Annotated in this window: 21 protein-coding genes, 1 tRNA gene and 1 riboswitch; of the genes, 13 read left to right on the top strand and 9 right to left on the bottom strand. The window is 69.5% G+C overall.

Annotation, left to right across the window (positions count from 1 at the left end):
- Positions 1-22 precede the first annotated feature (22 nt).
- From HJG43_07765 to HJG43_07740, 6 genes are all read right to left on the bottom strand, one after another.
- Complete coding sequence (locus HJG43_07765) at positions 23-1,429, bottom strand: hypothetical protein (GenBank protein UER54451.1); 1,407 nt, start codon at positions 1,427-1,429, stop codon at positions 23-25.
- A complete protein-coding gene (locus HJG43_07760) occupies positions 1,429-4,563 on the bottom strand; it encodes a type I restriction endonuclease subunit R (GenBank protein UER54450.1) in 3,135 nt (1,044 codons plus the stop codon). The genes HJG43_07765 and HJG43_07760 overlap by 1 nt, the downstream gene beginning before the upstream one ends.
- The gene (locus tag HJG43_07755) at positions 4,560-5,300 is read right to left on the bottom strand and encodes a restriction endonuclease (GenBank protein UER54449.1); all 741 of its coding nucleotides are present in this window, start codon (positions 5,298-5,300) and stop codon (positions 4,560-4,562) included. The genes HJG43_07760 and HJG43_07755 overlap by 4 nt, the downstream gene beginning before the upstream one ends.
- Positions 5,297-6,454, bottom strand: a complete 1,158-nt coding sequence (locus tag HJG43_07750) for a hypothetical protein (GenBank protein UER54448.1) — start codon at positions 6,452-6,454, stop codon at positions 5,297-5,299. The genes HJG43_07755 and HJG43_07750 overlap by 4 nt, the downstream gene beginning before the upstream one ends.
- The gene (locus HJG43_07745; protein UER54447.1) at positions 6,454-8,016 is read right to left on the bottom strand and encodes an SAM-dependent DNA methyltransferase; all 1,563 of its coding nucleotides are present in this window, start codon (positions 8,014-8,016) and stop codon (positions 6,454-6,456) included. The genes HJG43_07750 and HJG43_07745 overlap by 1 nt, the downstream gene beginning before the upstream one ends.
- A gap of 259 nt (positions 8,017-8,275) precedes the next feature.
- A complete protein-coding gene (locus HJG43_07740) occupies positions 8,276-9,685 on the bottom strand; it encodes an IS1380 family transposase (GenBank protein UER54446.1) in 1,410 nt (469 codons plus the stop codon).
- Positions 9,686-10,019: 334 nt separating this feature from the next.
- On the opposite strand from HJG43_07740, the gene HJG43_07735 reads away from it, so the two are divergent.
- On the top strand, positions 10,020-10,373 hold the full coding sequence (locus HJG43_07735) for a hypothetical protein (GenBank protein UER54445.1): 354 nt from the start codon (positions 10,020-10,022) through the stop codon (positions 10,371-10,373).
- On the opposite strand, the gene HJG43_07730 is transcribed toward HJG43_07735, so the two are convergent.
- A tRNA-Pro gene (locus HJG43_07730) sits at positions 10,336-10,412 on the bottom strand. The genes HJG43_07735 and HJG43_07730 overlap by 38 nt on opposite strands.
- Before the next feature lie 138 nt (positions 10,413-10,550).
- Here HJG43_07730 and HJG43_07725 point away from each other — a divergent pair.
- From HJG43_07725 to HJG43_07680, 10 genes are all read left to right on the top strand, one after another.
- On the top strand, positions 10,551-11,717 hold the full coding sequence (locus HJG43_07725) for a CapA family protein (protein UER54444.1): 1,167 nt from the start codon (positions 10,551-10,553) through the stop codon (positions 11,715-11,717).
- A gap of 76 nt (positions 11,718-11,793) precedes the next feature.
- Positions 11,794-12,354, top strand: coding sequence for a CDP-alcohol phosphatidyltransferase family protein (locus HJG43_07720; protein UER55813.1), 561 nt, complete (start codon positions 11,794-11,796; stop codon positions 12,352-12,354).
- 10 nt (positions 12,355-12,364) lie between these two features.
- Positions 12,365-13,258, top strand: coding sequence for a DUF881 domain-containing protein (locus HJG43_07715; GenBank protein ID UER54443.1), 894 nt, complete (start codon positions 12,365-12,367; stop codon positions 13,256-13,258).
- Positions 13,255-13,587, top strand: a complete 333-nt coding sequence (locus HJG43_07710; GenBank protein UER54442.1) for a small basic family protein — start codon at positions 13,255-13,257, stop codon at positions 13,585-13,587. Before HJG43_07715 ends, HJG43_07710 begins: the two co-directional genes overlap by 4 nt.
- Complete coding sequence (locus HJG43_07705; GenBank protein ID UER54441.1) at positions 13,584-14,354, top strand: DUF881 domain-containing protein; 771 nt, start codon at positions 13,584-13,586, stop codon at positions 14,352-14,354. Before HJG43_07710 ends, HJG43_07705 begins: the two co-directional genes overlap by 4 nt.
- Before the next feature lie 67 nt (positions 14,355-14,421).
- The gene (gene gcvH, locus HJG43_07700) at positions 14,422-14,808 is read left to right on the top strand and encodes a glycine cleavage system protein GcvH (protein ID UER54440.1); all 387 of its coding nucleotides are present in this window, start codon (positions 14,422-14,424) and stop codon (positions 14,806-14,808) included.
- Positions 14,809-14,925: 117 nt separating this feature from the next.
- Positions 14,926-15,429: an FHA domain-containing protein gene (locus HJG43_07695; protein ID UER54439.1), complete on the top strand. Its 504-nt coding sequence runs from the start codon at positions 14,926-14,928 to the stop codon at positions 15,427-15,429.
- On the top strand, positions 15,426-16,178 hold the full coding sequence (locus HJG43_07690) for a MerR family transcriptional regulator (protein ID UER54438.1): 753 nt from the start codon (positions 15,426-15,428) through the stop codon (positions 16,176-16,178). Before HJG43_07695 ends, HJG43_07690 begins: the two co-directional genes overlap by 4 nt.
- A 40-nt stretch (positions 16,179-16,218) precedes the next feature.
- On the top strand, positions 16,219-16,710 hold the full coding sequence (locus HJG43_07685; protein UER54437.1) for a bifunctional nuclease family protein: 492 nt from the start codon (positions 16,219-16,221) through the stop codon (positions 16,708-16,710).
- A 165-nt stretch (positions 16,711-16,875) separates the two neighbouring features.
- Positions 16,876-17,457: a MerR family transcriptional regulator gene (locus tag HJG43_07680; GenBank protein UER54436.1), complete on the top strand. Its 582-nt coding sequence runs from the start codon at positions 16,876-16,878 to the stop codon at positions 17,455-17,457.
- Between the two features lie 8 nt (positions 17,458-17,465).
- Here HJG43_07680 and HJG43_07675 read toward each other — a convergent pair whose 3' ends face one another.
- Entirely contained in the window at positions 17,466-18,287 is an 822-nt protein-coding gene (locus tag HJG43_07675) for a ParA family protein (protein UER54435.1), read from the bottom strand.
- Positions 18,288-18,353: 66 nt separating this feature from the next.
- A riboswitch (glycine riboswitch) is annotated at positions 18,354-18,458 on the top strand.
- A gap of 79 nt (positions 18,459-18,537) precedes the next feature.
- Between HJG43_07675 and gcvP the strand changes: the two genes are divergently transcribed.
- Positions 18,538-21,429 (top strand): aminomethyl-transferring glycine dehydrogenase, encoded by a 2,892-nt coding sequence (gcvP, locus tag HJG43_07670; GenBank protein ID UER54434.1) that lies wholly within the window; start codon positions 18,538-18,540, stop codon positions 21,427-21,429.
- Positions 21,430-21,511: 82 nt separating this feature from the next.
- Here gcvP and HJG43_07665 read toward each other — a convergent pair whose 3' ends face one another.
- Positions 21,512-22,045 carry a hypothetical protein gene (locus HJG43_07665; protein ID UER54433.1) on the bottom strand — a complete coding sequence of 178 codons (534 nt, stop codon included), beginning with the start codon at positions 22,043-22,045 and terminating at the stop codon, positions 21,512-21,514.
- 283 nt (positions 22,046-22,328) lie between these two features.
- Here HJG43_07665 and HJG43_07660 point away from each other — a divergent pair, with 283 nt between their 5' ends.
- Complete coding sequence (locus tag HJG43_07660) at positions 22,329-23,816, top strand: glutamate--cysteine ligase (GenBank protein UER54432.1); 1,488 nt, start codon at positions 22,329-22,331, stop codon at positions 23,814-23,816.
- Positions 23,817-23,839: the final 23 nt, after the last annotated feature.

Genomic DNA, 23,839 nt, shown 5'->3' with positions numbered 1-23,839 from the left:
TTCCAGTGAGCGGAGCGTGACCTCACTCGACAGCCTCCTCCAGAGCCAGGATCTGACGTGCGACAGCCGTCAAGTCGCGATTCCCCGCCACGGCCACGTCGATCTCTCCTGTGTAAACATCGTGGTGGTCGCGAGCGGTGAGCTCCCATGTACCGCGAATCGACGTAAGCGAACGATCGGCGACGACCAGCACGATCTCCTCGTCTTCGGACTCATATGTTCCGCGCGGCCGTAGTTCGCCCACGTCCAGGTTGAGGTCGACCGAGCCGCCGTTCTTGTAGCTGATCGAGGGCGGGATGTACTGCGTCGCGCTCGGCGTGTAGAGCTGGCCCATGTTCGCGTAGTTCGGGATGCCAAGTGATCGCTGCGTCGGCCCCCACTTGCGCGGCGGATGAGGCAGCTCAAGGTCAGAGAAGTCGTCCGCCCATTCGGGTTCGCTGTAGTCGAAGGCAAAGATATCCCCTTCGAGGTGAAGGTTTACCTCGACATCGTGGAAGAACGTCGTCGTTCGGTTCGTGATCCTGATGATGGCCGGGCGAAGCTGGCTTGCTGCGATCTTGGGGAGCGCCGCTGTCCATGCTGCGCGGAACTTCGACTCCCAACGATCGATCGACTCGAGGTACTCCTCCTCAGAACGTTGCTCAGGTTCCATCAGGGCACTGACTACTGGTGACAAGCCATCGATGGCGGCCCTGTACGCAGATAGTCCAGCGAGACCAGCTCTCAGAGAAGCCGCATCCGTCGATTGCGGTTCAGGCCTCGGCATCGCATCGATGAGACGCGCACGCATCTTGCTCAAGTACTCATCGAGGGTGCTTTCCTCGTCAACGGCTACGGAAGCAATCTCACCGAGTACCTCAACTGCGAAGTCAATTTCGACTTGTGCTCCTGCTGAGCCACGCTGAATCAGAAGATCGAGCTCTTCAGAGTTCGCTTCTCGCGTCTCGCCGTCAGCGCGTATGTAGATGCGGCCGTCTGTGAGTGAGTCCCCAGTCGCGCGGCAAGGGAAGGGCGCCTGTCCAAGCTTCGGCGGATCCACGATGATCACGAGCACTTGGTTTGTCGACCCTTCTACCGGCACCCACACGATGTCCCAGCGAGGGCCGGCGGCGCCGACATACTTCTGGATCACCTTCGAGATCTCCATCATCTCGACGGGCGGGATGCCGGTGATAGCGCCCTGCGCCACACCGATGATCATGACGCCGTACCCCTCGAAGGCCGTAGCTGCCACGTCTGGCATACGGTTAGCAGCGCCGAGGATGAACTTGGCGATCTTCTCCTTGTCCTTCTTCGTCGACAGATCAAGCGTGCTCTTCAGCTCAAGGTAGTGACGCTCGGCCAGGTCACCTTGCTCTGCGACGGCTGCCACAAGCGCCTGAGCTGCCAGAACGCCTCGCGGCGCGCGGGTCGTGTCGAGCTCAGGCATCAGTCGGCCTCCCCCTTAGCAAACAGCTCGGCCTGCTCGAGCACCAGTTCAATGGCTTTCGCCTCAGCGTCAGGCGGGTAGTCGTAGCGTGCCAGCAGGCGCCGCACCTTGGTGCGCATGGTGGCTCGGACGGAATCCTTGAGATTCCAGTCGATGGTCGCGGACTCCCGCACAGCCTTGACGAGCTTCTGCGCGATCTCCTTGAGTACCTCGTCGCCAAGCTCCAGCACGGCGGCATCGTTCTGCACGATGGCGTCGTAGAACGCGACCTCGTCCTCCCGCAGCCCCAACTCGTCATGCCGCTTCTGGTCGTCGCGCATCTGCTTGGCGAGCTTCACCAACTCCGCGATGATCTCCGCCGTCGTCAGCGATCGGTTCGTGTACCGATTGATCGCCTCGTCGAGCAGTTCGGAGAACTTCCGTGCCTGCACAAGGTTGGTGCGCTGCACAGTGCGAATCTGGTCGTTGAGAAGGCGCCGCAGCAACCCCATCTGCAGGTTCGGCTTGTCCTTCTCCGCGAGCGAGTCAAGGAACTCATCGCTCAGGATCGACAGCTCCGGCGTCTCGACACCAGCGAGCTTGTAAATGTCGACCACCTGGTCGGCAGCGACCGCCTCGTTGAGCAGCTGCCCGAGCGCCGTGTCGATCTCGACAGCCCCAGATCCGCCACGCCCAGAATCCGGATTCTGGATCTTCAAGATGGCGGCACGCACGTCAGTGAACAAGCGCACGTCGTTGCGGATCGCTGCCGCCTCGTCGCGCGCTCCAGCCAGAGCGAACGCCTTAGCCAGTGCGAGCACCTGGTCGTTGAAGCGCTTGGTGCGGTCGGGGTCGGCCATGACGAAGTCGAGCACCTTGGCGTACTCTGCCAGGCGCTGGGGGGCGGTGAGAGCTGGCGAGGAGTTGTAATCGACGCCGTGCAGCAGTCCCCGGATGATGTCGTGCTTCTCCAGCATGACGGCGACCATGTCGTCGATCGGTACGCCTGCCTGGTCACGGTCGGAGGGTGAGTACTCCTGGAGGGCCGCCTGAAGGTTCGCGAACACGCCGATGTAGTCGACGATGAGCCCGCCGGGCTTGTCCCGGAAGGTGCGGTTGACTCGAGCGATGGCCTGCATGAGCCCTGCACCCTGCATGGTCTTGTCGACGTACATCGTGTGCATGCTGGGCGCATCGAAGCCGGTCAGCCACATGTCGCGGACGATCACCAGTTCAAGTTCGTCGTCGGGGTTCTTGGCCCGGAGCTTGAGGTCTTTGCGGACGTCCTTGGAGTGGATGTGCGGCTGGAACTCGGCCGGGTCCGCGGCCGAGCCGGTCATGACGACCTTGATCTTTCCCTTAGCGGGATCGTCCGAATGCCAGTCGGGGCGAAGCGCGACGATCTTCTCATAGAGCCGCACCGCGATACGACGGCTCATCGTCACGATCATGCCCTTACCGAACAGCGCTTCTCGCCGCTTCTCCCAGTGCTCGACGATGTCCCGAGCAATGAGATCGAGCCGCGAGTCAGCACCGACGATGGCCTCCAGGCGCGACCAGCGGGACTTCGCCGCCGTGGCGGCATCCTCTTCGACGGTCTCCGTGATCTCGTCCGCCAACTCGTCGAGCGCGGCGAGGTCATCGTCGGACAGGTCGATCTTCGCCAGGCGCGATTCGTAGAAGATCTTCACCGTCGCGCCGTCCTCGACCGCACGCGTGAGGTCGTAGACGTCGATGTAGTCGCCGAACACCGAGCGCGTGGACTTGTCGTTCGATTCGATCGGTGTACCAGTGAAGCCGATGTAGGTAGCACCAGGCAACGCATCTCGCATGTGCTTCGCCAGACCTGAGCGCAAGCGCCCGTGACGATCCAGCGTCTCACCGAAGCCGTACTGGCTACGATGCGCCTCGTCCGCCACAACCACCACGTTGCGACGATCCGTCAGCACCGGGTTGGCATCGCCATCCTCACCTGGAGCGAACTTCTGCAGTGTCGTGAAGACGATGCCACCCGACGCGCGCTTCAGCTTCGTCCGCAGATCAGTACGAGTCGCGGCCTGCACAGGGGTCTCCGGGAGGATACGAGCAGGGGCGAACGTCTCGCCGAACAGCTGGTCGTCCAAGTCGTTGCGATCCGTGATGAACACCAGCGTCGGATTCGCCATCCGAGGATCGCGCATGATCTTCGCGGCATAGAACACCATCTCGAAGCTCTTGCCCGACCCCTGGGTGTGCCAGACCACGCCTCCACGACGATCACCATCAGGCCGGGACGCCTGCACGGTCGACTCGACCGCCGCGTTCACCGCCCAGTACTGGTGGTACTTCGCCACCCGCTTCACCAGCACCCGTGTCGGCTGCCCAGTGGCCTTGTCGGTGGCGGTCTCGTCGCTGAAGACGATGAAGTTTTGCAGCAAATCAAGGAACCGCTTCGGCTCGAACACTCCCTTGATCAGCACTTCAAGAGCCGGGCGGTCACTGACCACCTCGCGGCCCTCGATGGTCTTCCACGGCGCATAGTGTTCGAACGCTCCGGCGTAGCTGCTCATCGCCGCCGACGTGCCATCCGAGATGACCGTCACGGCATTGGGCACGAACACGGACGGGATGTCCTGCCGGTACGTCTGTACCTGGTTCCACGCCGACTTCAGCGTGGCGTGCTCGGCAGTCGGGTTCTTCAACTCCAGCAGCGCCAACGGCATACCATTGACGAGCACCAGCACGTCAGGCCGGCGGTTCTTGCCGTTCTCGACGATCGTGAACTGGTTAATCGCCACCCAGTCGTTGTTCTCCGGCTGCTCGAAGTCGACCAGCCACAACCTGGTCGTCCGCAGCGCACCGTCAGCATCCCGACGCTCAACAGGCACGCCCTCCGTGATGAGCTGATGCAGTCGATAGTTCTCATCGATTGGGCTCTGCGACTCCGCACGCCGCACGCGCTTGATCGCCTCGTCGATCAGGGCAGGGGAAGTCCCGGGATTGATCCGCCTGATCGCATCACGCAGCCGGCCCCAGAGGAACACCTCCTCATAGGAGTCACGCTCCGCGCCCGGCTCGCCCGGTGCGATGTCCGGGCCGTGCAGGGTGTGGTAGCCCAGCTCCGCGAAGTACTCCAGCGCCGCCAGCTCGACGGTGTTCTCGTTGAACGCGCTCACGATGCAACCTCCAACGTCGATTCATCCACCCAGCGCGCCAGCACACTGAGCGCCGCCAAGTACTCAAGGGCTTGCTGTTCGGGCATCTCCTGGTCAGCCTCGTGAGCAAGCGGGTTACGGATACCAGCGAACACGCCCTCGGCAAACATGCGAGCACCACGCTGCACCGACCTGAAGGTCTTACTACCGTCATCCGGCATACGGTGCAGACGCGGATTCTTCGCAGCAGCGGGCTGTTCGCTGAACGCCTGGTTGAAGAGATCTGTCTCGCTCACATCACGACGACCGAGCTTGTTCTGCGTCTCGGCGTTCAACTTGCGAATCGCGCCTTCTACGGCCTCGCGGAAGTGCCCCGAGTGCCACAGCGACGACGCGCCGTCCCAGACCCACGGATGCAGGTTCGCAGCCGACAACTCCGGGGCGTCATCGCCAAGGTTCTTGCGGACCTCCTCCTGACGCTCCAGCTCTGCCTTCACGCGAATAGCCGCCTCACGGTGCCGTGTCCAGCGGTTGCTCTTACGTAGCTCGATGTCGGTGCGCCAGCTCGGCACGACCCGGTCAAAGATCTTCTCCACGACCTGTGCTTGCTGCGCCACCTCGGCGTCCGTAGCCGCGGTGCTGGACTTGTTGGAGAGCGACACGACTCCGTTACCGACATAGCTGTTGTTCGTCATCACGGTCTGCTGGATGAACTTGTCCAGCTCACCAAGAGCCCACTCGACATTGATCCCTGTCATGCGGCGACTCCTTCAGCAGGGACGCGCATGCGACCGGAGAGTAATTCAGGGAGGAGGGCGTCGCGAAGCTTAGTAAGGCGGACGACTTCGCGCTCCGCCGAGAGCAAACGTCCCCAGAGCGGCGACAGCATCTCGTTCAGCTGCTCGATCTCGGAGACAACCGGAATCTCGACGTTCGTGCTCTCCAGATGCCCTCTCTGGATGTGACCCATGGTGGTGGCCTTGTCGGCGGCAACTCCTCGGAAGATCGGCATCACCGCGTCGAGGCGGTCGAACACGAGCCAGGCTGGATACCCCGTCGGGATCACCTTGAAGATGTGCTGGTTGACGATCGCCTCGTCGCGGAACCAGCGGTACACCCCGAGTGATCCCGACCAAGACATCAAGATGTCACCAGCACGCGCGACCTTCTCATCCGGCACGTCAATGTCGTTATACACAGTCGAACCTCCGGGCCCGGAGTTCAGCTCAGCAATTCGGATCACCATGCGCCCCGTTCCGGTCGCAACTTTTGTGTAAGCGCCGCCGTTGACGAAGTGCGCGAGCTCAGCGACTGCGATTCGGTCACCCGCTTGAGAAATCGAAGCATCTACTCGAGCGCGAACGAGCTGAGGGATCAACGCGACCGTTCGCCGGTTCGACTCGATCTTGTCGTCGAGCGCGCCGAGTGTCGCGGCGATGGCGCGCTGCTCTGGAAGGTCGGGCACCCGAACCGGAATTTCCGACAGGACAGTCTGACTCAGGTAGGGAAGTGCGCTTCCTTGAGCCCAAGACGCTATGTTCACGCTCTCGATGAGATACAACAGAAAGCGTTCGTCGACCTTTCCAGGCTTAGGCACTGCGGCCATCATGTTGTTATCCATCGCCGTAGCGCGAGTGATCTGGCGGAGTCGCTCAGCCTTAAGGCCTTCGCCAATTTTCGCGAAGGCGACAGCGCCCGCGGGGACGAGCTTGAGTCTCATCCGTTCAGCTGCGTCAATGGAAACCCAGTTGTTAGCTTCGACGATGCGCTTACTATTCGCGGGCAACGTCATGTCACTGACCTTGATGAACGGATAGTCACCTGAGACATGGCCCTGCTCGGATCTCGGGAACGCGCCTCCGGCTTGGAATGAGCAAAGGTCACCGAGCGTCTTCGATTCCCACATGCTCATTACTCCAGAACCCCCAGCCGTCGCCGAACCTCGTCCTCCAGCTCGCGCCCGCGTTCGAACTCGGCGAACAGTTCCTTCGTCAATCGCTCGATCTTCTCGTCGATCGGTTCGTCGTCGGCCTCGGCCTCGGCGGCACCGACGTAGCGGCCTGGGGTGAGCACGTAATCGTGCTTGGCGATCTCTTCCAGCGAGGCGGCCTTCGCGAAGCCCGGCAGGTCCTCGTAGCCGCCGTCGTGGTTGCGCCAGGAATGGTAGGTACCAGCTATCTTCGCGATGTCGTCGTCGGTGAGCACGCGCAGGCGGCGTGACTCCATCGTGCCGAGCTTTCGGGCGTCGATGAAGAGCACCTCACCGCGACGCTCCCTGTGGCCGTTGCCGTGACGGGCCTTCGAGACAAACCAGAGCGAGACGGGAATGCCGGTGTTGAAGAACAGCTTGTCGGGCATCGCCACGATGCAGTCGACGAGGTCGGCCTCGACAAGCTTGCGGCGGATCTCGCCCTCGCCGCCTGTCTTCGACGACAGCGACCCGTTCGCCAGCACGAAGCCGGCTGTGCCTCGTGGGCTCAGGTGGTGGATGAAGTGTTGCACCCACGCGAAGTTCGCGTTCCCCTGGGGCGGGGTGCCGTACTGCCAGCGCGGGTCGCCCTCGAGCTTCGCGTCCCACCAGTCGGAGACGTTGAAGGGAGGGTTGGCAATCACGAAGTCGGCGCGCAGGTCAGGGTGCAGGTCATCAGTGAATGAGTCCGCCGAGCGCGGCCCCATGTCGGCCTCGATACCTCGCAACGCCAGGTTCATCTTCGCGAGCTTCCACGTCGTGTCCGTGAACTCCTGGCCGTAGACGGAGATGTCGGTGCGCTTGCCGCCGTGGGCTTTCACGAACTCGGCCGACTGCACGAACATGCCGCCCGAGCCCGCCGCAGGGTCATACACGCGGCCCTGGTAGGGCTCCAGCATCTCGACCAGCGTCTTCACCACCGAACGCGGCGTGTAGAAGGCCCCGGCGTCCTTGCCGGTCTCCTTGCCGGCAAACTGACCGAGGAAGTACTCGTACACGCGGCCCAGCACGTCATCGGCGCCGTGGTCGTCCGTCTCGGTGAAGCCGATCGATCCGATCAGGTCGACGAGCTCGCCCAGGCGTCGCTTGTCGAGGCCGTCGCGGCCGTAGTTGCGCGGGAGAACGCCACGCAGGGAAGGGTTCTCCTTCTCGATGAGATCCATTGCCTGGTCGATTTGCTGACCGATCTCGGGCTGCTTCGCCACGGACTGGATGTAGCCCCAGCGCGCTAGCTCCGGCACCCAGAACACGTTGTGGCTGGTGTACTCGTCGCGGTCTTCGAGGAAGTCCGGCAGCCGCTCCGGCTTGATGCCCTCCGCAGCCAGCTCGGCCTCGAGCGTTGCCCGTCGCTCCTCGAAGCGGTCAGAGATGTACTTGAGGAACACCAAGCCCAGCACGACGTGCTTGTACTCGCTCGGCTCTTGGTTGCCGCGCAGCTTGTCGGCAGCCTCCCAGAGGGTCTGCTCCAAGGTCTTCTGTGGTTTCGGCTTCGCTGCTCGCGCCATTTGTCGTGGTCTCCTCCGCGCCGAGGGCGCGTCTTAAGTTGTGCTCATAGTGCCGTGTCCTACGCTACCGGCGGCCTCTGACACTGCTAGCCCGGATCTTTCATCCCACCGGTGTTGATCATGGCGCTGCGGGTCGTGACCGCGGCGTGGGGTGATTCTGGCAGGAGGGTGTGACAGCGCCCCGAGTGTCGTCTCGGGTGGTCGCCGGTTCCACTGGCCGGTGGGGTCCTTGGGTTTGTCGGGACGGGTGGGCCGGCGCTCACCCGGGGGCGGCGAGGGCACGGAGTTGGCGGACGCCGTCGTCGACGAGGTGTCCCCAGGGCGCGGTCGTCTTGACGTGCAGGACGACCCGGCGGCCGGTGCGTGCCAGGGTGGCCGGGACGGTGAACAACCGCAGTCGTAGCCGTTTGGGCTCCCAGCGCCGGGCGTCGTGCCCGGTGAGAGCCAGCATCTGCATCCACGCGGTGAGCTCCGCGGCGAGAGCGACGATGGCGCACCAGATCTGGTTCTGCGCGAAGTCGTGCAGCGGCAGGTTCGCCAGACCGGTGTCCTTGGCGCAGCGGATGCGGTCCTCGGCGCGAGCCCGGCGGCGGTGCCGCAGTTCCAGGTCGGCCAGCTGGGTGCCCGGGCCGCCGGGGCCGGTGTTGGTGGCGAACGCGGTGATGCGGTGCCCGTCGACGTCGGTGATGCGCAGCTGCGCGCCGGGGTGCGGGCGTTCTTTGCGGATGATGACCCGCATGCCTTTCGGCCACGTCGACAGATCCAGGAGGTGGGTGACCTCGGTGACCCAGGCTCCCTCGCGGACGTCACCGTCGCCGTCGTAGGCGGGGGTCCACGCCTGCTTCGGAATCAGCTTCAGAGTCGGCTCGAAGTCGGCCGGCAGGGTGAACCCGACCGAGTACGACAAGCGTTGGGACACGACCCAGTTCAGGAACTCGTGGGTGGCCCCGGCGGCGTCGGTGCGGATCAGCACCTTGCGCCCGGCCCGGGTGCCCTTGTGGTGGGACGGCAGCTGCCGCAACGCCTCGCGGGTGACGGTGATGTGGTCGGCGGCGGTGTTCGAACCGGCGTTCCCGGGCCGCAGCAGCACCGACAGCGGCTCCCCGGTCCCGTCGGCCCCATGGTCGACGAACGAGCACAACGGGTGGAAGCCGTATCCCCGTTTGAAGGTCGGCGCGGCGGACTCCTTTTCGCTGTGCGAGGTCACCAGCGTGGCGTCCAAGTCGATGACCAGCGGCCGGTCCCTGCTGGTGCCGGCGTCCGGAGCATGCCTGCCGGCCAGCCGCCACGCCGTCGTGCGCGCGACCTGCCGCGCCGCATTGATCGCCTTCAGTGCTGCGGGGGCGTCCTGGGCCAGCGCGCTGATCGTCCGTGACACCGTCGGGTCCGACGCGACCGGGCCGTACACCTCAGGTGCGGCGCGCAGCACCGCGACGTCGGCCAGGCAGTCCCCGCCGAGCACCAGGCTGACCGCCAGGTCCAGTACCACCTTGGCCGGATCGTGGATCGCCAGCGGCTTGCGCCACGGCGCCAGCGCCTGCGACAGCGCCGCATCCAGCCCGGTCGTGGCGACCGTCTCGGTGATCACCGTTCCGCCGCCGTGGCCGACCCCACCGGTACCGGTCGTGTCGACGTGGAGACGCGGATAGAACCGGCTACGCTGCTTCACCTGAAAGGTGCTCCTCGATCTGGAACGCGTGGACCTTCGACAAGCCACATCATCCCAGGTCAGGAGCACTTTTCATGTGATGAACGCGCCGTCAGGCCGGACCGCGACGAAAGCGCCGGGCTAACCGAATGACCAAACTCAGGAGAGCAACCTCCTGGAGCTGGCCGTCGACGACACGATCCCCAAGGAGAAGATCCGCGCCAAGCTCCGCGAGATCGGCACCGAGCGCGAACGCCTCACCGCCCAGCTCCAAGCCACCGTCGACACCCTCAAAGACGCCGTCGAGTTCATCGAGACCAACCTGTGCCTACTCGAAGACCCCTACGAGCTGTACATGAACGCCAGCGACGAAGTCCGCCGACGCCTCAACCAGGCCATCTTCAAGCACATCTTCATCGACCACGACGAGATCATCGACCACGACCTTGAGGATCCGCTCGGTGACCTCTTCACCGTCCAGACGATCTACCATGCCAGCACCATCGGAGCACCGCCTGGCCGCCTGCACGACCTCGCCCAGGCCTCCTGGGCCAAGCATTACCAGGCGAAGAAGAAGGGAGCCGCCCACATGGGCGACTCCCTTACTTCGTTGACCCTGGAAGCTCCTCCAAACCCGGCCCATAGGGTCGGTGTTTGCAGTAAGCCTCACCTGGTCGGGCTGGCGGGATTTGAACCCACGACCCCCTGACCCCCAGTCAGGTGCGCTACCAAGCTGCGCCACAGCCCGCGACGGCCGGAATGCTACACGTCCGCCACGCCGCCCCTCGCCGGGACGGGGGACGCCGGTGAGGTGTCACGTACCCTGGGGCGCGCCGGTCCGTCGCCCGCCCGTCGCCGGCCCGCGCCGAGACGCACACAGCCACACATGACACAGCCACACCGCGACCAGCACAGCCACACCACGACCACCCAGGGGGACCTGCCTGTGCCTGCCCGCCCCGGCCTCGTCGCCACGGCCGTCTGCGCCGCGCTGACCCTCGCCGCCTGCAGCGGCGGGGCAGCCGCCCAGGAGGCCGTGGGCACGCCCGAGCCGGCCGGGACCCCCACCAGGCCCCCTGTGACCGCTCCCGCCGCTCCGGCCGCGGCCGCCGTCCCCGCGGACGCCGTGGTGACCGCCGAGCCGGTGCCGACCGGGACGGCGACCCTCGCCGTCGCCGGCGACGTCCACTTCGAGGGCGTGTCGGCGCGGGCTCTCACCGAGGGCATCGGCCCGGCCGCCGACGTGCTCGCCGCCGCGGACCTCGCGGTGGTGAACCTCGAGACCGCCGTCACCGACCGCGGCACCCCGGCGCCCAAGACGTACGTCTTCCGCACGGACGACCGCGCCTTCGACGTCCTCGCCGACGCGGGGGTGGACGCCGTCTCCCTCGCCAACAACCACGCGATGGACTACGGAGCGGTCGGCCTCCACGACACCCTTGCCGCCGCCGAGGACGCAGGCGTCCAGGTGATCGGCGCCGGCCGCGACGAGGACGCCGCGTACGCGCCGTTGCGGACGACGGTCGACGGGCTCGACGTGTCCGTGCTCGCGGTCACCGACGTCCTCGACGCGTTCGCGATCGACGCCTGGGTGGCTCGCGGGGACCGGCCGGGGATGGCGTCCAGCAAGGGCGCGGACGAGGCCCGGCTGCTGCGCGCCGTCCGGCAGGAGGCGGCCGCCGCGGACGTCGTCGTCGTCGTCGCCCACTGGGGCCGCGAGTACGAGGCCTGTCCCACCGACCGCCAGGTCCAGCTCGCCGACGCGCTGGCCGAGGCCGGCGCGGACGCCGTCGTCGGCAGCCACGCCCACGTCCCGTTGCCGGCCGAGCGGCGTCCGGACGGGGTCTACGTCCACTACGGCCTGGGAAACTTCGTGTTCTATGCCTTCCGCGAGCCGGCCCGGTCCTCCGGGGTGCTGACCCTGCAGGTCGGCGTCGACGGCGTCCAGGACGCCCGCTGGCAGCCGATGCGGATCACCGACGGCCTGCCGTACCCCACCGGCCCCCAGCAGGACGCCGCCGCAGGGTGGGCGCCTCCCGGCTCCACGTGCTGACTGGCATAGGCTGCGCACGTCAGTGGGGGTGAGGATCAGGAGGTCCCAGCTCGTGGATGTCGCGACGACGGACCGGGTGCTGACGATCCCGAACGCCCTGAGCCTGCTCCGCCTGCTGCTCGTCCCGGTGTTCGCCGTCCTCATCGTCGCCGAGCAGGACGGCTGGGCGCTGCTCGTCCTCGCCGTGTCCGGGCTCACCGACTGGTTGGACGGGTACCTCGCCCGTCGGTGGCAGCAGATCTCCAGGGTCGGGCAGCTCCTCGACCCGGCCGCCGACCGGCTCTACATCCTGTCCACCCTCCTCGGCCTCGCCTGGCGGGACCTCATCCCGTGGTGGCTGGTGGCCCTCATCGTCTCCCGCGACGTGCTGCTGGCGCTGACCATGCCGGTGCTCGCGCGGCACGGCTACGGGCCACTGCCCGTGCACTTCCTCGGCAAGGCCGCGACGTTCAACCTGCTCTACGCCTTCCCGCTGATCCTGCTGGGGGAGTGGCCGGGCCTCGTCGGCGACGTCGCCCGCCCCCTCGGCTGGGCGTTCGCCTGGTGGGGGACGGGACTGTACTGGTGGGCCGGCCTGCTCTACCTGCGTCAGATGCGCCTGCTGCTCGCCGGCACCCGCGTCGGCGAGCCTGCGTGAGGGCCGGCCGGTGAGCACCCCGACTCGTCGCCGCGACGACTCGATGTCGTTGCTGACCGAGGTGATGGAGAACCCCCTCGACCCCGGGTACGCCCTCGCGGCGCAGGACCGCCGCGAAGGCCGGGTGCCCCCCACCCGCGGCCGGCGCCTGGTGCTGTGGACCCTCGCCGCGGTCGTCACCGGGACGCTGCTCGGCGCGGCCGTGCTCGACCTGCGCCGTCCCGAGCCCGGGGACGCCCGCACCATCCTGCTCGAGGAGATCTCCGCCCGGTCCGAGCACGCCGACGACACCCGCGAGCGTGTCGACGCGCTGCGTGCCGAGGTGGAGGCACTGCAGGCCGAGGCCCTGCAGGGGGAGCCCGAGGTGCTCGAGCTGGCCCGCCGGCTCTCCCAGGACGCCGGCGTCGTCCCGGTCACCGGGCCCGGCCTCGTCGTCACCCTGGACGACGCCTCCCGGGTCCGGGACCCGCTCGCCGAGGACCCCCGGGAGAGCGACGCCGAGGACGACCGCGTCGTGGACGCCGACGTGCAGGTGACCGTGAACGGGCTGTGGGAGGCCGGCGCCGAGGCGATCGCCGTCAACGACCAGCGACTGACGTCGCTGTCGGCGATCCGGTCCGCCGGCGGCGCCGTCCTCGTCGGCTTCCGGCCGCTGCAGCCCCCCTACCGGGTCCAGGCCATCGGCGACCCGGCCGCGCTGCGCACCGGTCTCGCCGAGTCCTCCGCCGCCAGCTACCTCGCGTTCGTGCAGGACAGGTACGGGTTACGGGTGTCGGTCCAGACCGAGGACCACCTGGAGCTGCCCGGCACCGGCACGCTGCGGCTGCGGTACGCCGAGGTGCCCGACGGCGCCTCGGCGCGGGGCAGCGGTGAGACGATGGACCCCACGGAGGTGAGCTCGTGATCCCGGCGCTCGGACTGCTCGTCGGCATCGTCCTGGGCCTGGTCTTCCAGCCAGCGGTGCCGCTCGCCCTGCAGCCGTACCTGCCCATCGCCGTCGTCGCCGCCCTCGACGCGGTGTTCGGCGGGTTCCGCGCCGTCCTCGACGGCATCTTCGACGACCGGGTGTTCGTCGTGTCGTTCCTGTCCAACGTCGTCGTCGCCGCGCTCATCGTCTACCTCGGTGACCAGCTCGGCGTGGGCGCCCAGCTCTCCACCGGCGTCGTCGTCGTCCTCGGCATCCGGATCTTCTCCAACGCCGCGGCCATCCGGCGGCACCTGTTCCGGGCATGAGCAGCACCGGATCCCCGCAGGACCCCCAGCGGTCCCAGGCCTGGCAGCGGCTCGCGGAGAGCCTGCGGCCCCGGGCCTCACGCGGCCAGCTCCTCGCCGGCCTGCTGCTCGGCCTGCTCGGGTTCGCCCTCGTCGTCCAGGTGGGGTCCACGGACGAGGCCGACCTGTCCGGGCTGCGCCAGTCGGACCTCGTGCGGATTCTCGACGACGTCACCGAGCGGTCCGACCGGCTGGACGAGGAGGCCGCTGAGCTCGCCGCGACGCGGGACGAGCTGCTCTCCGGCAGTGACAGCCGTGAAGCCGCCCGGCTGCAGGCGCAGGAGCGGGTCGAGGTGCTGTCCATCCTCGCCGGCACCGCTCCGGCCCGGGGGCCGGGAATCCACCTGACCCTTCGCGGGGACGGTGTGGACGCCCGGCTCGTCGTCGACGTCGTCCAGGAGCTGCGGGACGCCGGGGCCGAGGCGATCCAGGTCAACGACGTGCGCGTGGTCGCGAGCACGCCGTTCGTCGACCTGCCGGGCGGCCGGCTCGAGGTGGACGGCAGAGTCGTCGAGCAGCCGTACGTGTTCCGGGCGATCGGCGACCCGCAGACGCTGGCGACCGCGATGTCCTTCCCCGACGGGGTGGTGGACAAGGTCGAGCGCGACGGCAGCGCGGTCGTCACCCAGCACGACGAGGTGCTGATCGACGCGTTGCGGCCGCTCGAGGAGCCTCAGTACGCTCGCCCGGCCGAGCCGGTGGACCCCCCTCCGCCGCCGTCCCCGTAGAACAGTCCGTAGAACAGTTCGTCGAACAGTCCGTAGAGCAGTCCCCGCAGACAGGAGCAGCCCCGACATGGCCCAGTTCGAGTACCCGGAGGACCTGCGGTACACCGCCGAGCACGAGTGGGTCCGCCGCGCCGGGGACGTCGTCCGGGTCGGCATCACCGCCTACGCCCAGGACGCGCTCGGGGACATCGTCTACCTGCAGCTGCCGGCCGTCGGGGACGTCGTCAACGCGGGCAGCCCCTGCGGGGAGATCGAGTCGACCAAGAGCGTGAGTGACGTCTACGCGCCTGTCGACGGGACGGTCACCGCGGTCAACGACGCCGTGGACGCCAGCCCTGAGCTCGTCAACTCCGACCCGTACGGCGACGGGTGGCTGTTCGAGATGCAGCCCCAGGACCCGGCCGCGCTCGACGGGCTGCTCGACGCCGACGGGTACCGCCAGAGCCTGTCCTGACCGCACCGGGACAGCAGCCGCGACGACGACGTCGCACGTCTACCTCGACCCTCCAGGCGAGGGTTAGGGTGTGCCGCACCACGGCGTGAGCCGACGAGACAGGGGGAGGAGGTCGTGATGGCGTCCGAGGACGACCCGGCCGCGGCAGAACCGCCCGCAGAGCCCCAGGCAGAACCGCCCGCAGAGCCCCAGCGGTCCGGGCCCGACACCACGGTGTCCTGGGGCGGGTCCGTCGCCGAGGGGGAGGCCGAGCAGACCACGCTCTCGCGCGACGAGCAGCGGGCCGTCGACGCCCTGCCGCCCGGCTCGGCGCTCCTTGTCGTGAGCCGCGGCCCGAACGCGGGGGCCCGCTTCCTGCTGGACTCCGACCGCACCACCGCCGGCCGTCACCCCGCCTCGGACATCTTCCTCGACGACGTCACCGTCTCCCGCAAGCACGCCGAGTTCCTCCGCGAGGGCGACCGGTTCCGGCTGCGGGACGTCGGCAGCCTCAACGGCACGTACGTCAACCGCGACCGGGTGGACGACGTCCTGCTCGCGGCCGGGGACGAGGTCCAGATCGGCAAGTTCCGGATGACCTTCCACCCCCACCGTCACGCCACCGGTGGCACCGCGCAGTGAGTACGGCCGCCTCCCGCCGGGCCGCCGGTCGCGGCGAACCCCGGCTGCACACCATCGGTGAGGTGCTCGCCGCCCTGCAGCCCGACTTCCCGGACGTCACCCACTCCAAGATCCGGTTCCTGGAGGACCAGGGGCTCGTGGAGCCTCAGCGGACGCCGTCCGGCTACCGCAAGTTCTCTCCCCAGGACGTCGAACGGCTCCGGCTCGTGCTCGCGCTGCAACGGGACCGGTACCTGCCGCTGCGGGTGATCCGGGAGTACCTCGACGCCCTCGACCGGGGCCTGGAGCCACCGGAGCTGCCGGGGGGCGCACCGCGTGCCCCCCGCGTGGTGCCGGACCACTCCACTCCGGGCCCGGAGAGGTTCGCGCCCGCGGCCCGCCGGCTGCGGCTCACCCGCGCCGAGCTGTGCGAGGCCGCCGGGGCCGACGAGGACCTCCTCACCGCGCTGGAGAGCTACGGGCTGGTGTCCGCCGGCTCGGGCGGCTGGTACGACGCCGACGACCTGGAGGTGGCGACGGTGGCGGCCGAGCTGCGCGGTTTCGGGATCGAGGCCCGGCACCTGCGCCCGTTCCGCACCGCGGCCGACCGGGAGGTCGGCCTGGTCGAGCAGGTCGTCAGCCCGTTGCGCCGGCAGCGGCAGGCCGGTGCGGGTGCCCGCGCCGACGAGGTGGCACGGGAGATCTCGGCGCTGTGCGTCCGGCTGCACGCCACGCTGGTGCGTAGCGCCCTCGGCGGGCCCAACGGGTGACCCCGTCGCCGGGCTGCCGCCGGGGGGTTACCGTGGGCTCGTGCGAGAGCTCGACGTCGTCGGTGTGAGGGTGGAGATGCCCTCGAACAACCCCATCGTGCTGCTGCGGGAGCGGGACGGGGACCGCTACCTGCCGATCTGGATCGGCGTCCCGGAGGCGAGCGCCATCGCCTTCGCCCAGCAGGGCGTCGTCCCGCCCCGGCCGCTGACCCACGACCTGCTCAAGGACGTCATCGAGGCGGTCGGTCGCACCCTCGAGCGGGTGGACATCGTCGACGTCCGGGACAACGTCTACTACGCCGAGCTGGTGCTCGACGGCGGGCTCACCGTCAGCTCGCGCACCTCCGACGCGATCGCGCTGGCGCTGCGGGTGGGCTGTCCCATCCTCGGCGCCGAGAGCGTGCTGGACGCCGGCGGCATCCCGGTGCCCGAGGAGGACGAGGACGAGGTGGAGAAGTTCCGCGAGTTCCTCGACCAGGTCAGTGCCGAGGACTTCGAGTCCCCGCCGGGCGGAGAGCAGACCTCAGGTTGAGGTCGAAGGTCACCTGTCCGGCGACACGCCCGCCGCGAGGAACGCCGCCTCGTTGACCCGCCCCCCCACCGGCCGTACCGTGCGAGCACAGACAGCGTCCCGACACCGCCCCGCCGCCGCACCTGCCGGTGGGACCTCGTGCCAGGACAGGACAGGGAGGTCGGCGTGAGCGGCACCGACGCGACGGGCGACACGGCGCGCGGCGTGCCCGTACGGACGCAGGGACTCCTCTTCGACGACGACCTGCCGGTCCTCGACGAGGACTCCGGCTACCGCGGGCCGACCGCCTGCAAGGCCGCCGGCATCACCTACCGGCAGCTCGACTACTGGGCCCGCACCGGACTGGTGCAGCCGAGCATCCGTCCCGCGACGGGCTCGGGCACCCAGCGGCTGTACAGCTTCCGCGACATCCTCGTGCTCAAGGTCGTCAAGCGGCTCCTGGACACCGGGGTGTCCCTCCAGCAGATCCGGACGGCGGTCGCGCACCTGCGCGAGCGCGGCGTGGAGGACCTGGCCCAGATCACCCTGATGAGTGACGGCGCCAGCGTCTACGAGTGCACCTCCGCCGACGAGGTGGTCGACCTGGTGCAGGGCGGTCAGGGGGTCTTCGGGATCGCTGTCGGCCGGGTGTGGCGGGAGGTCGAGGGCTCCCTGGCCGCGCTGCCCAGCGAGCGCGCCGGCGAGGAGCCGCCCGCGGACCACCCCGGCGACGAGCTCGCCGTCCGGCGCAGCCGGCGCACCGGCTGAGAACCAGCTCAGTCCGGTCGGCGCCGGCGCTGACGCACCCGCAGCACCCGGCCCAGGAGCTGGTCGAACAGACCGGCCAGCTCGGCGGCCCCGTGACCCGGGAACTCGTGCAGCGGCGTCGAGCTGCCCTGCGCCTGCTGCAGTGCGCTGCGCTCGGGCACCATGGGGGAGAGCACCAGCGGTCCGAACAGCCCCTTGAGCTCGCTGAGCCGGTAGTCGTGCTCGCTCGAGCGGCTGCGCACCCGGTTCACCAGGATCCCGAGCGGCTGCAGGTCCGGCGCCGGGCCCTGGCGCAGGTCGGCGACCGCCCGCAGCGCTCCGTCTGCCGCGTTGAGGGCGAACAGGCCCGGCTCGGTGACGACGAGGGCCCGGTCCGCCGCGGCCAGGCCGGCCCGGGTCAGGCCGCCGAGGGACGGCGGGCAGTCGACGATGACGAGCCGGTAGTCGTCCTCGAGGTGCGCCAGGGCGTTGCCGAGTCGGTGCAACCGCCGGCCGTGCAGCTCCGGGACGTCGTGGGTCGCGGTCCGGGGGCCGCCGGGCAGGACGTGCACGACCCCGTCGCCGTCCAGGGCGGCGTCCCAGCCGCTGACCCGGACCGCCCGGCGGACGACGGAGGAACGAGAGGACTGCAGGACGTCCGCGGTCTGGCCGCCGCCGGCGTCCTCGACCTCGCCCAGGTCGACTGCGAGACCGGTGGTCGCGTCCCCCTGGGGGTCCAGGTCGACGACGAGAGTGCGTACCCCGCGGTGCCGGGCTGCGGAGGCCAGCCCCAGTGCGACCGACGTCTTGCCCACCCCGCCCTTGAGGCTGACGACGCTCAGAACCAGCACGCGCGTCACGGTACCGGCGCCCCGTGGAGGGCAGGGCGCCGGCCCTGGTAGCGTCCGCGCTGTCGAAGACCCCGCGCGGGAGAGTCCCCGCGACCGGCCCCGGGCCGGCGACGGGGCGCCGAAGGGGCAAACTCCCCGGAACCTCTCAGGCGCCCGGACCGTGCGGGCGAGGCGACTCTGGAGCGACCGGCGACAGAGGGGGAGGCAGGTCCGTGTACCCGGGACGCCGGGTGACGAGGAGAGCCTCCGGATGACCCAGCCCACCAGCAGCCCGCACCGCACGACGAGCCCCTACCCCGCCAGCGAGGGCCACCGCGTCGAGCGGTTCACCGACCGGCACGTCGGGCCGGACGGCGCCGAGGTCGCGCGCATGCTCGAGGTGGTCGGGTACCCCGACCTCGAGGCGCTCGTGGCCGCCGCCGTCCCGGCCGGCATCCGGATGGACGGTCCGCTGGACCTGCCGCCCGCGGCGTCCGAGGCCGCCGTCCTCGACGAGCTGCGCGCCCTGGCGGCCGCGAACACCGTCCGGCGGCCGATGATCGGCCTGGGCTACTACGGCACCCACACCCCCGGGGTGATCCGCCGCAACGTGCTGGAGAACCCCGCCTGGTACACCGCCTACACGCCCTACCAGCCGGAGATCTCCCAGGGCCGGCTGGAGGCGCTGCTGAACTTCCAGACGATGGTCGCCGACCTCACCGGGCTCGACGTCGCCAACGCCTCCGTGCTCGACGAGGCCACCGCGGCGGCGGAGGCGATGACTCTCATGCGCCGTGCCTCGCGGGCCTCGCAGCAGGCCGCGCTCGTCGTCGACACCGAGGTGCTGCCGCAGACCCTGTCGGTGCTGCGGACCCGGGCCGGGGCCCTGGGCCTGCCGGTCGTCGTCGCCGACCTGCGCGACGGGATCCCGGACGGCGACGTGTTCGGGGTGCTGCTGCAGTACCCCGGCGCCAGCGGCGTCGTCCGTGACGACGCCGGCCTCGTCGCCGCCGCCCACGAGCGGGGAGCCCTCGTCACGGTCGCCGCCGACCTGCTGGCCATGACGCTGCTGCGCCCGCCCGGGGAGATCGGCGCGGACGTCGCCGTCGGCACCACCCAGCGGTTCGGCGTCCCGCTGGGGTACGGGGGGCCGCACGCCGGGTACATGGCGGTCCGCAGCGGTCTGGAGCGCTCCCTGCCGGGGCGACTGGTGGGGGTGTCCCGGGACGCCGACGGTGCCACCGCCTACCGGCTGGCCCTGCAGACCCGCGAGCAGCACATCCGCCGGGAGCGGGCGACCTCGAACATCTGCACCGCCCAGGTGCTGCTCGCCGTCATGGCCGCGATGTACGCCGTCTACCACGGCCCGGACGGCCTGCGCCGGATCGCCGAGCGGGTGCACGCCCACGCGACGTCCTTGGCCGCCGGCCTGCGCAGCGCCGGGCTGGACGTCGTCCACGAGGCCTTCTTCGACACGGTGCTCGTCCGCGTGCCGGGGCGGGCCCGCGCCCTCGTCGAGCAGGCCCACCAGGCCGGGTACCTGCTGCGGCTCGTCGACGACGACCACGTCGGCGTCGCCTGCGACGAGACGACGACCGCGGACGACGTCGCCGCCGTCGTCGCCGTGCTCACCGGCCGCGCCGAGGGCGCGTGGTTCGGGTGGGACGGGGCGGTCCCGGACGGGCTGCGCCGCACGTCGGCCTACCTCACCCACCCGGTGTTCTCGGCGTACCGCTCCGAGACCGCGATGCTGCGCTACCTGCGCCGGCTCGCCGACGCCGACTACGCCCTGGACCGAGGGATGATCCCGCTCGGGTCCTGCACGATGAAGCTCAACGCCACCACGGAGATGGAGGCGATCACCTGGCCGGGCTTCGCCGACCTGCACCCGTTCGCCCCCGACGCCGACGCCGCCGGCACCCGGGCGCTCGTCGCCGACCTCGAGCGGATGCTGCTGGCGATCACCGGCTACGACGCGGTGTCGTTGCAGCCGAACGCGGGATCGCAGGGGGAGCTGTCCGGGCTGCTGGCCATCCGGGCCTACCACCGGGCGAACGGTGAGGAGGGCCGCGACGTCTGCCTGATCCCGGCGTCCGCTCACGGCACGAACGCGGCGAGCGCCGTGATGGCCGGGTTGCGGGTGGTCGCCGTGGCCACGGACGACGCCGGCAACGTCGACATGGCCGACCTGCGTGCCAAGGTGGACCAGCACCGGGACCGGCTCGCCGCGATCATGGTGACGTACCCGTCGACGCACGGGGTGTTCGAGGAGTCGATCACCGACGTCTGCGCCCTCGTGCACGACGTCGGCGGCCAGGTGTACGTCGACGGGGCGAACCTCAACGCCCTGGTCGGCGTGGCGCAGCCGGGCCGCTTCGGCGCCGACGTCTCGCACCTCAACCTGCACAAGACGTTCACCATCCCGCACGGCGGCGGGGGACCCGGTGTCGGGCCGGTCGCCGTCCGCGCCCACCTCGCCCCCTACCTGCCCTCGGCGGACGTCCTCGACCCGGGTGAGGCCCCGGTCGGGCCGGTGGCCGCGGCCCCGTTCGGGTCGGCCGGCATCCTGCCGATCTCGTGGGCGTACATCCGGCTGATGGGGCCGGACGGTCTGCTCCGGGCCACCCAGGTGGCGGTGCTCGCCGCGAACTACGTCGCCGCCCGGCTGCGCGAGCACTACCCGGTGCTCTACACCGGGCGCGGCGGGCTCGTCGCGCACGAGTGCATCCTGGACCTGCGAGACATCACCAAGCGGACCGGTGTGACCGTCGACGACGTCGCCAAGCGGCTCATCGACTACGGGTTCCACGCGCCGACGATGTCCTTCCCGGTCGCGGGCACGCTGATGGTCGAGCCGACCGAGAGCGAGGACCTCGCCGAGCTGGACCGGTTCTGCGACGCCATGATCGACATCCGGCGGGAGATCGACCGGGTCGCGGCGGGGGAGTGGCCGGCCGACGACAACCCGCTGCGCAACGCCCCGCACACGGCGGCGAGCCTGGTCGGCGCCTGGGAGCACCCCTACGACCGGCGGACCGCCGTGTACCCCGGTGGCGTCGACCCGCGGGCGAAGTACTGGCCGCCGGTGCGCCGGATCGACGGCGCGTACGGCGACCGCCACCTCGTCTGCGCCTGCCCCCCGCTCGAGGCCCTCACCGACTGACCCGGTCTCTGACTGACCCGATCTCTGGAGGCCTTCCGGGGTCTCGAAGGTGGCTGAGACCCCGGAAGGCCTCCAGAGATCGTCAGGTGCGGCCGTCCTCCTCCTGGGCCTCGTGGAGCGTCGCCTGCCGCGGCTGCCAGTCGGCGAGGAGCACCTGCGCCACCAGTGGCGGTCGAGCCGACCGGACGGCGTCGACTACGTCCGGGTCGTCGTCGACGAGGACGTCCAGCCGGTAGCGGTCGGCCAGGCGGCGAAGTGCCTCGACCTTGACCAGCCGGGCGGGCCGGCGGTCGCCTTCGGGGCGCAGCAGCAGCTCCCCGTCCGGCGCGTCCACCGAGCGCAGCCAGTCCACCGTGTCACGGCGCAGGTGCTCGGGGCGGCCGGACAGGTAGACCACGGTGCTGCCGCGGGCGAGCGCCTCGCGGGCCACGGCGAGTCCCTCGGGGTGCACCGGGTCGTCGACGGCGGCGGCGAAGAAGCCGTCCCAGTCCTTGCGCCGTCCGGTCAGGTAGTGCATCCGGTGGCGGGTGTCGGCGAGCACGCCGTCCAGGTCCAGCACCACCGCCCCCCTCTCCCCGTGATCATGCAATCCCGCCACCCCTCTCGCCGTGATCATGCAATCCCGCCACCCTCCGCGGCCGGCCACGGCCACAGAGTGCTGGGTTGTTGGCGCAACACGCCGGCAGATGGGTGACGAACCCAGCATTCTGTGCTGCCCGGTTGTGTGCTGACACGGCCGACACCCCCAACCTGGCGGCCGAACCGCCGTGGCGTGGACGTCGTCACGCGAGGGGCCCGCCGAGGTGGCAGTCCGAGGTGTGGAGACTGCGCCCGACCGGCAGGCTAGGGGACGCCGGACAACTCGGTCCGGGAGAGCGCCGGGGCACTGGAGGTCGAGCGTGGGCGACGAGGTCAGCGGCCGGGAGTTCTCCCGCGAGCAGCGACAGCGCTACCGAGAGAAGGTCCAGCTCTGCCTGGACGTCTTCGAGCAGATGCTCGCCCGGTCCACCTTCGACGTCGAGCGGCCGATGACCGGCATGGAGATCGAGCTCAACCTCGTCGACGCGGACTACCAGCCCGCCTTCACGAACGTCGAGGTCCTCGAGCGGATCGCCGACGAGCGGTACCAGACCGAGATCGGCGCGTACAACATCGAGCTCAACGTCGCTCCCCGGCCGCTGCCGGGACGGGCCGCGCTGGACCTCGAGGACCACCTGCGGGAGTCCCTCAACGCCGCCGAGGCCAAGGCCGAGCAGGCCGGCTCCCACATCGTCATGACCGGCATCCTGCCGACGGTGATGCCGGAGCACTTCGAGGGCGAGTGGATGACGACGTCGCCCCGGTACGCCGCCCTGGACGCCGCCATCTCCACCGCCCGCGGGGAGGACCTGCTCATCGACATCGCCGGTGAGGGTCCCGGTGCCGAGCGGCTGACCCTCTACTCGAAGTCCATCGCCCCGGAGTCGGCGTGCACCAGCGTGCAGCTGCACGTGCAGGTGTCCCCGGCCGACTTCGCCGCGAGCTGGAACGCGGCGCAGGTGCTGCTCGCGCCGCAGATCGCGCTCGGTGCGAACTCGCCGTACTTCTTCGGTCGCCGGCTGTGGGACGAGACCCGGATCGAGGCCTTCACCCAGGCGACCGACACCCGCCCGGACGAGCTGCGCAACCAGGGGGTGCGCCCACGGGTGTGGTTCGGGGAGCGGTGGATCACCTCGATCTTCGACCTGTTCGAGGAGAACGTGCGCTACTTCCCCTCCCTGCTGCCGGAGGTCACCGACGAGGACCCGATGGCCGTCCTGGACGCCGGCGGTGCGCCCCGGCTGCAGGAGCTGCGGCTGCACAACGGCACGGTGTACCGGTGGAACCGGCCGGTCTACGACCTCGTCGACGGCCGGCCGCACCTGCGGGTGGAGAACCGGGCGCTGCCCGCCGGCCCCACCGTCGTCGACGTGCTGGCCAACGCGGCGTTCTACTACGGGGCGCTACGAGTACTCGCCGAGGAGGACCGGCCGGTCTGGACCAAGATGACCTTCGGAACGGCGGAGGAGAACTTTCTCAACTGCGCGCGCCAGGGCATGGACGCCTCGGTCTACTGGCCCGGCCTCGGTGAGGTGACCCCGGACGAGCTCGTCCTGCGCCGGCTGCTGCCGATGGCGCACGAGGGGCTGGAACGGTGGGGTGTCGCTCCGGAAGTGCGCGACCGCTACCTGGGTGTCATCGAGGCCCGGGCGAAGACCGGACGCAACGGCGCTGTCTGGCAGACCGAGACGGTGCAGGCGCTGGAGGACCGCGGGGCCGACCGCGCCGAGGCGCTCACCGGCATGCTGCGGCTGTACTGCGAGCACATGCACAGCAACGAACCCGTACACACCTGGCCGGTTCCGTAGCACTCGGGTCGAGTCAGGACGAA

This window comes from Kineosporiaceae bacterium SCSIO 59966 (assembly GCA_020881835.1).
GTDB lineage: Bacteria > Actinomycetota > Actinomycetes > Actinomycetales > SCSIO-59966 > SCSIO-59966.
Note: the sequence above shows the minus strand (reverse complement) of the source record. Positions and strands in the feature narration are given on the sequence as shown.